14 protein-coding genes and 1 pseudogene are annotated in these 12,672 nt (G+C 40.7%); 4 read left to right on the forward strand and 11 right to left on the reverse strand.

Annotated elements, in window-relative coordinates:
• Positions 1-103 precede the first annotated feature (103 nt).
• From tlp to acnA, 5 genes are all read right to left on the reverse strand, one after another.
• Positions 104-331, reverse strand: coding sequence for a small acid-soluble spore protein Tlp (tlp, locus tag ACQKFO_RS04485; RefSeq protein WP_427597105.1), 228 nt, complete (start codon positions 329-331; stop codon positions 104-106).
• Between the two features lie 80 nt (positions 332-411).
• The gene (locus ACQKFO_RS04490; protein ID WP_427597106.1) at positions 412-555 is read right to left on the reverse strand and encodes an acid-soluble spore protein N; all 144 of its coding nucleotides are present in this window, start codon (positions 553-555) and stop codon (positions 412-414) included.
• Between the two features lie 105 nt (positions 556-660).
• Positions 661-807, reverse strand: coding sequence for an FbpB family small basic protein (locus ACQKFO_RS04495; RefSeq protein ID WP_113967859.1), 147 nt, complete (start codon positions 805-807; stop codon positions 661-663).
• Between the two features lie 218 nt (positions 808-1,025).
• Complete coding sequence (locus ACQKFO_RS04500; RefSeq protein ID WP_427597107.1) at positions 1,026-1,613, reverse strand: peroxiredoxin family protein; 588 nt, start codon at positions 1,611-1,613, stop codon at positions 1,026-1,028.
• Between the two features lie 142 nt (positions 1,614-1,755).
• A complete protein-coding gene (gene acnA / locus ACQKFO_RS04505; protein ID WP_427597108.1) occupies positions 1,756-4,467 on the reverse strand; it encodes an aconitate hydratase AcnA in 2,712 nt (903 codons plus the stop codon).
• Positions 4,468-4,794: 327 nt separating this feature from the next.
• On the opposite strand from acnA, the gene sspO reads away from it, so the two are divergent.
• Positions 4,795-4,944, forward strand: coding sequence for a small acid-soluble spore protein O (sspO, locus tag ACQKFO_RS04510; protein WP_113967856.1), 150 nt, complete (start codon positions 4,795-4,797; stop codon positions 4,942-4,944).
• 169 nt (positions 4,945-5,113) lie between these two features.
• Here the strand turns inward: sspO and ACQKFO_RS04515 are convergent, their stop codons facing one another.
• Positions 5,114-5,374, reverse strand: a complete 261-nt coding sequence (locus ACQKFO_RS04515; RefSeq protein WP_148968975.1) for a hypothetical protein — start codon at positions 5,372-5,374, stop codon at positions 5,114-5,116.
• Positions 5,375-5,491: 117 nt separating this feature from the next.
• Here ACQKFO_RS04515 and ACQKFO_RS04520 point away from each other — a divergent pair, with 117 nt between their 5' ends.
• Positions 5,492-5,629, forward strand: a complete 138-nt coding sequence (locus tag ACQKFO_RS04520) for a small acid-soluble spore protein P (RefSeq protein ID WP_148968976.1) — start codon at positions 5,492-5,494, stop codon at positions 5,627-5,629.
• Positions 5,630-5,689: 60 nt separating this feature from the next.
• On the opposite strand, the gene selA is transcribed toward ACQKFO_RS04520, so the two are convergent.
• A complete protein-coding gene (gene selA, locus ACQKFO_RS04525) occupies positions 5,690-7,093 on the reverse strand; it encodes an L-seryl-tRNA(Sec) selenium transferase (protein WP_427597109.1) in 1,404 nt (467 codons plus the stop codon).
• Positions 7,094-7,193: 100 nt separating this feature from the next.
• Between selA and ACQKFO_RS04530 the strand changes: the two genes are divergently transcribed.
• Entirely contained in the window at positions 7,194-7,586 is a 393-nt protein-coding gene (locus ACQKFO_RS04530; RefSeq protein WP_427597110.1) for an Hsp20/alpha crystallin family protein, read from the forward strand.
• A 56-nt stretch (positions 7,587-7,642) separates the two neighbouring features.
• Here ACQKFO_RS04530 and ACQKFO_RS04535 read toward each other — a convergent pair.
• Positions 7,643-7,828 (reverse strand): annotated as a pseudogene (locus ACQKFO_RS04535) (Rdx family protein); the annotation flags it as partial.
• A gap of 331 nt (positions 7,829-8,159) precedes the next feature.
• Between ACQKFO_RS04535 and selD the strand changes: the two are divergent.
• A complete protein-coding gene (gene selD, locus ACQKFO_RS04540) occupies positions 8,160-9,212 on the forward strand; it encodes a selenide, water dikinase SelD (RefSeq protein ID WP_427597111.1) in 1,053 nt (350 codons plus the stop codon).
• A 64-nt stretch (positions 9,213-9,276) separates the two neighbouring features.
• Here the strand turns inward: selD and ACQKFO_RS04545 are convergent, their stop codons facing one another.
• The 3 genes from ACQKFO_RS04545 to ACQKFO_RS04555 form a co-directional block, all read right to left on the reverse strand.
• Positions 9,277-11,502 (reverse strand): DEAD/DEAH box helicase, encoded by a 2,226-nt coding sequence (locus ACQKFO_RS04545; protein ID WP_427597112.1) that lies wholly within the window; start codon positions 11,500-11,502, stop codon positions 9,277-9,279.
• Positions 11,503-11,680: 178 nt separating this feature from the next.
• Positions 11,681-12,322 (reverse strand): lytic transglycosylase domain-containing protein, encoded by a 642-nt coding sequence (locus ACQKFO_RS04550; RefSeq protein WP_427597113.1) that lies wholly within the window; start codon positions 12,320-12,322, stop codon positions 11,681-11,683.
• Between the two features lie 179 nt (positions 12,323-12,501).
• The gene (locus ACQKFO_RS04555) at positions 12,502-12,624 is read right to left on the reverse strand and encodes a YjcZ family sporulation protein (RefSeq protein ID WP_172655644.1); all 123 of its coding nucleotides are present in this window, start codon (positions 12,622-12,624) and stop codon (positions 12,502-12,504) included.
• Between the last annotated feature and the right edge of the window lie 48 nt (positions 12,625-12,672).

The following is a 12,672-nucleotide window of genomic DNA, read 5'->3' on the forward strand; positions in this document are numbered from 1 at the left end:
TTGAACATATAGGCTTAGGAGTGAAGGCTGCTGACCTTTTATTGAGGAAAGAACCCGAACAGACAGGTTCTCTTAAGAGCCTTCTCCGTTCGGGTTCCAGATGTTATTGCTCTGTTTGATGAGATTCGTCTTTGATTTCATTTCGGAAAGCTTCCAGGCTTTCTCTGCGACGCTCATTCTTCGCTTTAATAGACTGAAGCTGCTCTTCACTGTCTGTGAACGCCATCGACTCCTCAGCCTTATCCATATTCTCAATCGTATGCTGAACCATGCCTTGAAGCTTCTCTACATTATCACTACGATCATCCGGATTCGGTTTATCCCATGCCATCCTTCATTCCTCCTGCTATTTGTATTAAGGGACGGACCTTAAGGCCTGTCCCTTTTCATTTTTTGTTCCATAGGTAAGTGTTATTCACCCTTTGTTTGGATGACTTGCGCATGCTTACCTGACTTATCTTGCATTTGTTTTCCCTTGTTTCCGCCTGCTTCTCTTGATTGAGTACCAATATGGTTTGGTGCAAAATGATTCGGACTTCCCTTTGAATTACTCATTAACTTCCCCTCCTTACTAGTATGATTACCAAAATGGGAAGGAAGAAAAGGCGTAATAATTGGCAGTATGATTTCTGAGGCAAAAAAAATAAGCCTCGTAATTCCTTACTCGGCTTTGCCAATAGGGCGCTTTATTTCCAGTCTGGCATCGATTCGTTCTTCAATGGCATCAATTGCATCCTGATCTAGAAGAAGCTGCTTTTTATTTTCTTTCACAAGATCTGCGAATGATTTTTTTCTCGGTCTGCGCAATTCAATCCCCTCACTCTCAATTGTGGTTTGTTATAAGTAGTATATCCAAATGTCAGATATTTTAAACAAAGGTCACAATAGTAGAGCTTGTTTCTGATCGGATTGTAGGATTTGGACGATCGGATGACGATCGGATTTCGAAAAATCTGAAGTTTAGAGGTCCGTCCCTCACCAACGGTATATTAAAAGCGATTTAACATGGTATGAAGGTCCGTCCCTCACTTGATTAGCGCGGTGAAGGATTCAAGGCTTGTGATGGCGCCGATTTGTTTGTGGGTGATGATTCCTTGTTCGTTGATGATAAAGGTGGTTGGGACTGTTAGTATGTCATATGCGTTGTTGATTTTGTCGTCTTTGTCTAATAGGATCGGGAATGTGAGTCCCATTGCTTTTTGGTATTCTTTTACGTTGTATTGGGGATCGATATTGATTGCCAGGATTTCAACGTCCTTGCCGTATTTCGTATAGAACTCCTGCATGATCGGCATTTCTTCTTTACAGGGTGGACACCAAGTAGCCCAGAAATTGAGAATCACTTTCTTTCCCTTCAATTCAGATAAAGTGATTGATTGCCCGGAAAGGGTATCCAATTTAAAGTCGATGGCCTTATCCCCTACATTCGGACCTGGATAGTTCTCTACAGGAGTAGTTTCCGACACTTCTCCTTCTTCTATATCGATTAATTGATCATACTCAGTTGCTTGCCCGAACGTGCTTTCAGATAAGGAAGTGGGCTCCGACTTATTTTCCATATAGAACGTGAAGACTAATAAAGCTACAAGCAATATGCCAAAGATAGATTTCAAAGGAGTGCCCCTCTCATTGGAATGATATTACTATCATCTTATGAAAGCTTGTCTCTATTTAGTCATGGAATTTCAAGTGACCTCTGGCCTTTATTGTTGGACAAAAAAAGCCCCGGGAGAACCCGGGGCTTGAAAGCATACATTATGCCTGTAATTTATTACGTAGAACCATTTGTAGAATTCCACCATGACGGTAGTAGTCTACTTCTACATCTGAATCAAATCGAGCCAGTACTTCGAACTCTGTTTTTGTTCCATCTTCAGCTACAGCTGTAACCGTTAAGATATCACGAGGTTTAACATCGTTTGTCACATTGACAGAAATCGTTTCTCTACCTGTTAAACCTAGAGATTCAGCGCTGTCACCCTTTTTGAATTGAAGTGGAAGCACTCCCATCATTACAAGATTCGAACGGTGAATACGCTCATAGCTTTCAGCGATAACCGTTTTGATACCAAGAAGGTTTGTACCTTTTGCTGCCCAGTCACGGGAAGATCCCATACCGTAATCTTTTCCTGCAAGAACAACTAATCCAGTACCATCTTGTTGATATTTCATACAAGCATCGTACATTGCCATAACTTCATTGTCTGGCCAGTAGGTTGTGAAACCACCTTCTGTTCCTGGAGCAATTTGGTTACGAATACGAATGTTTGCAAACGTACCGCGCATCATCACTTCATGGTTACCACGACGAGAACCGTATGAATTGAAATCACGTGGTTCAACATTGTTAGCACGCAGGTATTTACCAGCTGGCGTATCCTTACCGATCGCGCCTGCAGGAGAAATGTGGTCAGTTGTTACTGAGTCACCAAATTTACCAACAACACGCAGTCCATTTAATCCTTGGATATCTTCTGGAGTAGTTGCTAATCCAGTGAAGAAAGATGGATTTTGGATATATGTCGATTGATCATCGAAGCTATAAAGTGGCTCATTACTTGTTTTGATTTCGTTCCAACGCTCGTTTTCAGAGAAAACATGCTCGTATTCTCTACGGAATAACTCAGGAGTAACAGTAGATTTTACAGCATCCTTGACTTCATCTTGAGAAGGCCAGATGTCTCTGAAGAATACATCATTTCCGTCTTTATCTTTACCCAGAGAATCTTTTTGAAGATCAATGTCCACTGTACCAGCTAATGCATAAGCAACAACCAGTGGTGGTGAAGCAAGGTAGTTTGCTTTCACTAATGGATGAATACGACCTTCGAAATTACGATTTCCTGAAAGTACTGAAGTTAAGAGTAAATCAGCGTCTGATACAGCCTTCTCAATTTCCGGACGTAGTGGACCAGAGTTACCGATACAAGTCGTACAACCATACCCTACAAGGTTAAAGCCGATATCTTCAAGGTAAGATAGTAAACCTGAATCTCTAAGGTAACCAGTCACAACTTTTGACCCTGGAGCCAGGGAAGTTTTTACGTAATCAGGAACGTTCATTCCGAGCTCTACTGCTTTTTTCGCAACTAAGCCAGCACCCAGCATAACATAAGGGTTCGATGTATTTGTACAAGATGTAATGGCAGCGATACCAATCGCTCCAGTAGGCATAACAACATCTTTACCATCTTCCGTTGTGTACTTTGCCGTTTTATTAATTTCGGACGCATCTAAACCGAAGCCTTGAACGCCTTCTTTAGCAGTAATTGACTTATTGAACGATTCTTTCATATCAGATAGAGGAATTAAATCCTGTGGACGTTTAGGTCCGGAAAGGTTAGGTTCCACTACAGAAAGGTCAATTTCTACTACATCTGTATATGTTGGTTCTTCCTTTTCAGGAGTGAAGAACATATCATTTTTCTTTAAATATTCCTCAACCATTTTGATGTGGTCTTCGTCACGGCCTGTTAAACGAAGATAGTCTAAAGACTCTGAATCTACTGGGAAGAAACCACATGTAGCACCGTATTCAGGAGCCATATTGGCAATTGTTGCACGGTCGGCAAGTGGTAATGTTGCTACTCCTGTTCCGAAGTATTCAACAAATTTCCCTACTACACCTTTTTGACGCAATACTTGTGTAACTTTAAGAGCTAAGTCAGTAGCTGTTGCTCCATTAGGAAGTTCACCTGTCAGTTTTACCCCGATAACTTCCGGGATTGGGAAGTATGAAGGTTGACCAAGCATTCCTGCTTCTGCTTCGATTCCACCTACACCCCAACCTAACACGCCGATTCCGTTGATCATAGTGGTATGAGAGTCAGTACCGACCAATGTATCCGGATATGTTTCAAAATCGCCATCTGTTGTTTCAACAGCGTGAACGACATTCGCTAGATACTCAAGGTTAACTTGGTGTACGATACCCGTTGCCGGCGGTACAGCACGATAGTTTTCAAATGCTTTTTGAGCCCAGCTAAGGAACTGATAACGCTCAGCGTTTCGTTCGAATTCAAGATCCATATTCGCTTGTAAAGCACCGACTGTACCATATTTATCTACTTGTACGGAGTGGTCAATTACAAGATCAACTGGAATTTCAGGATTGATCTTTTGTGGATCTCCACCAATATCAGCCATTGCTTTACGTAAAGACGCTAAGTCAACTACTGCTGGTACTCCAGTAAAGTCTTGAAGGATGACACGGGAAGGTTTGAATGGAACTTCCGCATCCTTTACTTCGGTTGAGCCCCAGTTTGCTAAATTTTCAACGTGGTCTTTGTTGATCACGCGTCCGTCAAACTGACGAAGTACAGACTCGAGCAATACCTTTACACTGTAAGGTAAACGATTAATTTTTGTTACTCCTGCTTCTTCAAGCGCTTTTAAACGATAGTAATGATAACGTTTTCCTTCTAGTTCGAAAGAAGATCGTGCATTAAATACATCGTTCTTTGCCATTTCGAATTCCCCCTCTAAACTACATCAAACAATAAGTCGAAAAGTTTTCGTTCTAAAAACTAACGAACTTTTCTCACATTTACATCTTAATACAAGCGATTACATAAGTAAATAACAATAAAGTTATTGTTTTTGATAAGTTTTTCTTATCTAAAATAATAAACTCCTTTAGGTTTCTAGAAAAATATTGGTAAATCAACATTTTTCCCCATGTCAAAACGTGTCAGTTTCATAAAAATATTATCGTGATAAAATAAATCTGCTAGCCTTTCCCTCTTATAAAGGATTGATGATGGTGGCATTCTATCCATATGGAGGTGTCCTACAATGGCTAAACGTAAAGCAAATCATGTAATCAACGGGATGAATGCAGCGAAGGCACAAGGAAAAGGTGCCGGGTACAATGAAGAATATTCAAATGAACCATTAACTGAAGCTCAACGTCAGTTTAATAAAAAACGCAAAACCAATCAGTAATTCAAATGATAAGGTGGTTAAACGAACGAAGTTTATGAACATACTCAGTTTGGTTTAATCACCGTCATTTATGTAAATATCTTCATCTCTCTTCCCCTACCCCGTTTGTCCAAAAACAAAACCCGCTCTGTGAATGTTTAGCAGAGCGGGTTTTGTTTCTTCTGTTTTTTTACGATTGTCCGTTTACTTCATTGACGATTGAAGACAAGTCTGATTTGAATTGTTGGAGTTGTGCTCTTTGTGTTTCAGATGCCACTTCAAGTGCATTTTCAATTTGTTGATACGCTTCGTTTACCTCATTCTTTAAGTGAGCCAGTTGTGAACCGTAACTTGCTCCATCTAAAACAAGTTCATTGATTGTATTCTGTATTTCAGTAACGCTTTGCTCAGCAGCTTGGTACGCTTGTTGTTTGTCTTTATGGTAAGGCATGGATAATCTCTCCTTATTGTGAAATTAGCTTTTTTAGTATGGTCAGATCGGCTGAAAATTATACCCATGAATAAACTGTTTCAGAGCAAAGCATTCTAATAACAGGAGGGATGCTTTATGAACAAAAATGATAGCAAAGATATGCGTAAAAATGCTCCGAAGCAGTCTGGACAGCAGGAGCCTTTAAGTGGATCACATAAAGTAAAGAATCGTAACCATACTCGCCAAAAGCAACATAGCCATCACGATATGTAACCAATAAATGAGGGAGTGCAGGGGTTGTGTTATCACAACCCCTGCACTCCCTTTTATCATCTAATGCAAATCCTTTAATGCGTGGATAATGTCCTTTTGTTCAAGGGAGGAGACAGTTCGTAGATCAAAGAGAACGGCTTCTTCCTGAATCCTTGTTAATATTGAAGGGTTCCCTTTTCTAAGGTTCTCATGTATTTCCTGGGCAGACAATTTGTCATGAGTAACTGAAACGAGATAAGTATCTAATTCAACGTCCGGCATCGTCCCTCCACCAATCTGACTTTTTCCTTTAATTATTTTAAACATGAAATTCGATTTCAATGAATTTCCCTCTTCTACGAACTGTGTGGATTGCTGAAGAATCTCTTCTTTTTCGCGGGTAATGGATGCAATGGTCGGATTTTTATCCTGTTCCTCCCCTTTTATGTAATGCATGAGTGTCATCTCTAAAGCTGCCAGTGTCATTTTGTCTACACGCAGTACCCGGGCCAGCTGATGCTTTTTAAGCTGATCAATCCATTGTTTTTTTCCTGCAATGATACCAGCCTGGGGCCCTCCTAATAATTTATCTCCACTAAAAGAAACGAGGTCGCTCCCTTTTTCAATGACAGTCTTTACCACAGGTTCATTTCCGATCCCCATTTTTTCAAAGTCGTAAAGAGCACCACTCCCTAAATCTTCATAATATAGGATATGGGGATGTCGGTGGGATAACTGAACAAGTTCGTCAGTGGAAACGGATGATGTAAATCCTTTTATCACAAAATTACTTTGATGGACTTTCATGATCATGGTTGTTTCTTCACATAGTGCTTCTTCATAATCCCTTAAGTGGGTTTTGTTGGTCGTTCCAACCTCAGAGAGCAGAGCACCACTTTCTTCCATGATGGAAGAAATTCGAAACGATCCTCCGATTTCCACGAGCTCCCCTCTGGAGACAATCACCTTTTTATGTTTCGCAAGGGCAGTGAGAATAAGGTAAACAGCTGCTGCATTATTGTTCACAACCATGGCCGCTTCCGCTCCAGTTAACTCACAGATGAACTTTTCAGCATGGGTATGCCTCGAACCTCTATTTCCCCCCTCAATATCGTATTCTAAATTACTGTAGTGACCTGCAATCATTTGGACATGTTCAATGGCATCTTGTCCCAATCTGGCCCGTCCTAAATTCGTATGCAATATGGTTCCGGTTGCATTAATAACCTTGTGAAGAGAAAGAGAATGCGATTCTTGCATCAAGGTATCCGCTTGTACAAACACTTCTTTGACAAAGTCGTCTGTTGATGGATGAGGTCCTTGCCATTGTTCATTGAGCAGGGAATTCCGACAGCATGAAATCACCTCTTTTAATAGGTCCGTCCCTCTTTCTTTAGTGAGGTCATGCTTGTTAAGGAGAGTATGGAATTGATTGGATTGTTGTAGTAGGTAGATGGGCGGAATGTGTCTGACGAGTTGTTTCACTATGGACCCTCCTTTATTCTTTATACTGATTATAACACCCTCACCATTTAAATTAGAAAGAATACAATGTGTAAAAGAATAAGTTGGGGGTCAGGTGTAAATGAGCAAGGAAAGGGAGGATTTCTATTTAGAGAACTGGGAGGAGAATATGAAGGATTGGCTATTGGATCCTGCTACGGTTCAATTGGATGAACAAGAATTTAGAGTCGACTTTCTGGATACAACGGAAGCGTTCATCGTAGAAATCGAAACAGAAAATATTCATCCAGAGGAATTAATCATTAAGAAAAATGACACTCAATTGGTAGTATCGATACTGATGAAGGACGAAATCAAGGTGAGAAACCGAACCATTCGTTTTCCCTTTTGTTTAAAGCAACGGGCAATCACCTATTCAATCGAGCACCATACAATCGAAATCAATGTCCCTAAAAAGGAATGTCCCACTCCCACTTCCTTCGTCATCCGAGTCCAGGGGTTATCTGATGAGTAATCACTTTCTAAATAGATGAAAAGGTCTGAAGTGAAAATTCAGACCTTTAAACATGTTTATAGGGATTCCATCGAAGAAATGATAAGGTTTAGGTCAGGAAACACTCCTGTATCTAATTTAGAATAAACCTTTTCTTTTCCTACTGTAATTTCAAATGCGCCACCAGAGGATGGTATTAACTTAAGTTCCTCAATGTCTGAACGAAAATGGGTAAACAGTTGTTCCGCGAAACTCGCGGCTTTAGGTGCATAGTTTCACATCATGCAAAATTCAATTGTAATCGAGACTTTTTTCATCTTCTTTTCCTCCTTTATTTGTATATTTTCATGTCTGCATAATACCATAGCTTCTATTTTTCTCCAAATACTTACCTTCTATCTATCTGCAGTGCTGTTTTGATCCCTATCATCAAATAATACTCCTGTTTTTAAGATGCAAATCCTATTTTAGAAAAATTTCAGATGCAAATTCCCTCCTCCCCTCCTGATTTTTCCCCATCCGTCACTTCTCCTTTGCCGGATTGTATTTTTATCCTGTACAATTAGAATATTCATACATAAAGGGGTGAAGTGAATGAGCAGGGAAGAAATTATCCGTTTAACAGAACTTTCTTCAAAAGCTGGCTGAGGCTGCAAACTTAGTCCTAGTGACTTGACGCAAGTGTTGCGTCAACTGCCCCCTCAACCATTTACTGAAGCATTGTTAGTAGGAAGCGAATCATCTGACGATGGTGGTATTTATCAACTGACAGATGATCTGGCTATGGTACAAACCGTAGATTATTTTACCCCGATTGTGGATGATCCTTACCAATTTGGTCAAATCGCAGCGGCAAACGCACTAAGTGACGTCTATGCTATGGGCGGAACGCCGAAAACGGTTTTAAACATTGTAGGGTTTCCAATAAAAAAGCTCGGAAGTGAAATACTTACTAAAATTCTGTGCGGTGCACAAAATAAAGTAATCGAAGCTGGTGCTGTGACGGTCGGCGGCCATTCCATTGACGATCAAGAACCGAAATTCGGTTTGAGTGTTACTGGAATCGTTCACCCGAAAAAATATTGGAAAAACAACGGTGCCAAAGAAGGAGACGTTTTGGTTCTTACAAAACCACTGGGTGTAGGAATTTTAACGACAGGTATTAAGCGTAAGATGGTGTCGGCAGACCAAGAAAATGATGTGATCGAAGTCATGAGCATGTTAAATAAATCTGCAGCAGAAGTTTTACATGACTTTCATCCGAATGCAGTGACAGATGTAACAGGCTTTGGCTTAATGGGTCACGCCTTTGAAATGGCTAAGGGCAGTGGTGTGTCCATAGAGTTCTCATACTCTTCCATTCCCCTATTAGATGGGACTAAGGAATTAGCAGCCAAAGGAGTTATTCCTGGCGGGTCGAAGGCGAACCATCAGTGGCTTGAAGAAAAAGTGCACTATGATGCGAGTATCACTAAGGAAGATCAGTGGATTGTATGTGACGCGATTACTTCAGGAGGATTATTAGTAAGTTTGCCTGAGGATGAAGCGGAAAAGTATGTAGAGGCGTTAGGACTTCATTCGATATCAGCTAGAATAATTGGTCGGGTGCTGACGAAGCAAAAATGGAGTATACTAGTTGAAAAATAAAAAAGCGGTGGCTCCTTTTGATAGAAGTAGTATTCAAGCTACCAACTTTCAATGGGACCACCGCTTATTTTTCTTCAATCATTTTGAGGAATTGACCTGTGATTCTTTTTGATAATATCCTCACATGAAAAGGGAATCGGTCCTTTCCTTTCGAAAAAGAATTGAACCAGATGACTTTTTCATCTAACGCGATGAATGGGATTGCCGTTGTTGCTTTATTAATTTTGATGCTGACTCCCGGTTGCGTAGCGCTGAGGTCTTTACATTGGATTATGACGTTTTTTTCAGCGGATACAGTTTGTAAAATGCTCAATAACACTTGAGGAATATCTGTTATAAGTCCCACGTTCACAACGATTTTTTGTTTCGCTGCCTTGAGATCCTTCACCAGTCTATTCTGATCACTCACATCAATCCACTTCATTTTCTTGGTGGAGGAAGGGGTGAGTGATGAACTTGTTTCCTTATGCCCATCCTGTTGAAGGTGTCGTATGAATTGATGTATGGGTTGGGCAGAATGGGTTTTCTCCTGAATAAATTGATCATTCCCAATAAGAACGAACTTCCCCCTCGCTCGCGTAATCGCTACATTCAGTAGCCTATCGCTTCCTTTTCGAGTCAGTAGTGCCCCCGGTTTCCCGTGGGAAACTCCATCAACGAGATCAAATAGGATCATGTCATTTTCCGAGCCTTGGAAGCCATGCACCGTAGCGGCATATAAATTCAATTGAGGAATTTCGGTCTTTACCAATTCCTCCAGTAAAAGGTTGTACCATTTTGCCTGGACTCGGTAGGGGGTCACGATCCCGATAGATTGAATACCATCCTCGATCGCTTTCAAAGTAAGTTGGATCGTCACTAAACTGGAAAGGACATTCCAACGCGAGCCTTTTTGAGTCTCTGCCCATTCTGTACCTTCTTTAAGTGAAAATAATACCGCCCCATGAGAAGGGAAAGGCATTTTATTCGTAATCTCTTCTCTCTTCAGTTGTACCGAATGGTGATCGCCTACCTTCGAATGGTAGATATACTGATTGGTAAATGCCGAAATACTTGGATGCATTCGCCGTTGTTCCGGAAGTAATAATAACTGAGGGTGGTCCCTGCCCTTATCAACGGCATGTGCAACTTGAGCACAATGAAAGATGTCTTCCTTCAGCCACTTGGTTACCATCGGATGAAAGGATGTAGAAATAGGCGGGAGCTGTTTGAAATCCCCGCAAATGATGATCTTTTTTCCAAGGGATGCAGCAAATGCTACCTGAGGTATATACGCCATACTCGCCTCATCCACGATAACAAGGTCAAACTCTTCTTCATAAAGGATGCCATCAATGGCAGCTTTAGAGAGAGTTGTGCCGATGACCCTTGCATCTGTGACAAGTTCACCTTCTCTTCGTTTAAACTTTTCTTTGATTTTTTGATAATGAACCTCTAGTTGAGACAACCGTTCGGAATCATAACTTGAATATGTTTTCGCCAGTTTATTTTTTAACCTTCTCCGATAGGTTTCGACCTTTCCTTTTTCTTCTGCAAGGCTGGGGTCATGTTGTTCTAATAATTGAAGCACGCTTAGATCTTTGACATCTTCACTATACGCTTTGCGGCTGGTACCATATCGGATGACTTCCCCTCTCTTCCACCGATCGTGGCTGCTGAGAAAATGATGCATTTCTTCTATTAAGACATCAACTGCAGCATTACTATGAGATAGAAGCAGCACTTTTTTCCCTTCTGAATAATGATAAGCAGCTACTCTGGCAAGCGTATAGGTTTTTCCTGTTCCAGGTGGTCCCCATAGGTACGTAACAGGATTATATTTACTGCGCACGTATGCTTCGTGTAAAGGGTTTTTAAAGGTAGTCTTCGGATGCCTTGTTTCTTGCATTGGATTCATCACATGATCAATACGCTGTGTTTTTGCATGTCGCTCTTTTGCTTCGTCTAATCTTTCTATCAACTTCTCTAATATTTCCCACGGTTCATGCAATATCTGACCATAAGAAATAGTGTCTCCTATGAATTGATCGAGTTCAATCATGCACTCCCGGTCCTCTGAACTAATCACTATCCCTGAGATTCTCGATTGCTTTCTCTTATAAACTACGCCTCCTCCTTCTGGTAAAGAAGAAGGATAACTAAGGGTGAACCAATAAATATAGGCATTTTCTTCTTTTCGGATACATCTGCCTTCTTCTATTAAAACTCCTGATGTTTCCCGTTTTTTTAGTTGGAGAATTTCCATATCCAGAGCGGTTTGCCACTCTTCTATCATTTCTGTCGTTTTCATCTGAATCACCTTTGCCATACGAAAAAATTCACGAATCTTATCATAACAATTTATTATGGGAGTGTATATGATTATTGGGCTATTGGGAATATGCCCCTCCTTTTTTCATACCTGTTCAAAAAAAATAAAAAAAGAACCGATATCATTAATTTCCGGCTCTTCTCCATAAATATAAAAATCACATAGCCTTGCTTGACTCCTCTTCTTCATCTTCTAAAAATCGATCTACATAGTACAATACATCTTCTACATATTTGTCACTATGATTGTAGGCAAATACGGCTTGTTCGATTTTTCCATCGGCTGCTCCATTTCGTTCCAAATAGTTTGCAGCACTAAATACTGCATCCTCAATTTGAAATGGATCGGCTATGCCATCTCCATTTGCATCGACTCCATAACCACCATACTTTTCAATGACATCGGGGTCTGTCTTTTGGTTTTCTGGGATATTTCCCTTCCCTAATCCTGAGCAACTCGGGTGTGCCCAGCCGACAAATGTACATGGCATGAATTGCATGTGTCCCTCAGCTCCCACAGGAGATACAAGAGACTTCATGGTGGAGAATTTTGTTTCGACCCGGTGATGAGCAGCGAGTAAATACCACGGTACCCCATATTCCTCTTCAGCTGCTTTATAGATGGGAATGTATTCGGGGGGGATTTTTTCCCTGCCCAATGAGGACAAGTTATAAGTGGTTTCTTCATTATTTACGGTGTAATAAATAGCTAAGACGATGATGGGTATAAGGACGATCTTAAATGGTGAGGATCGTTTTTTCTTACTGGGACGCTTTTTTTGTGAGAATTTTTTAGTCATCGGGGTTCGATCCTTTACAAGAGTATTGATTCCTCTTGTATTCTAATACGAGAAACACTCTGTGACAATCAATATGTATAAAAAAAGATGACCCCGGTAGTCATTTTTTTCTTTACCGGGTGTTGGTAGAGAAATCATTGACTATCATTTGAGGTCACCTAACCATTATTCATTTATTATTAACAAACAAACGCTGCTCCAACGATAATTAATAGGATGAATAAAACTACGATTAACGCAAAGCCACCAGCGTAGCCACCACCGCAGCCATATCCATATCCAGGGTATCCATATCCATACATCATCAGTCACCTCCAGTTATCTTACTACGATATTAATGTATGTAGGGG

It is taken from the genome of Rossellomorea sp. NPDC071047 (assembly GCF_050270195.1).
In the GTDB taxonomy this organism is placed as follows: Bacteria; Bacillota; Bacilli; order Bacillales; family Bacillaceae_B; genus Rossellomorea.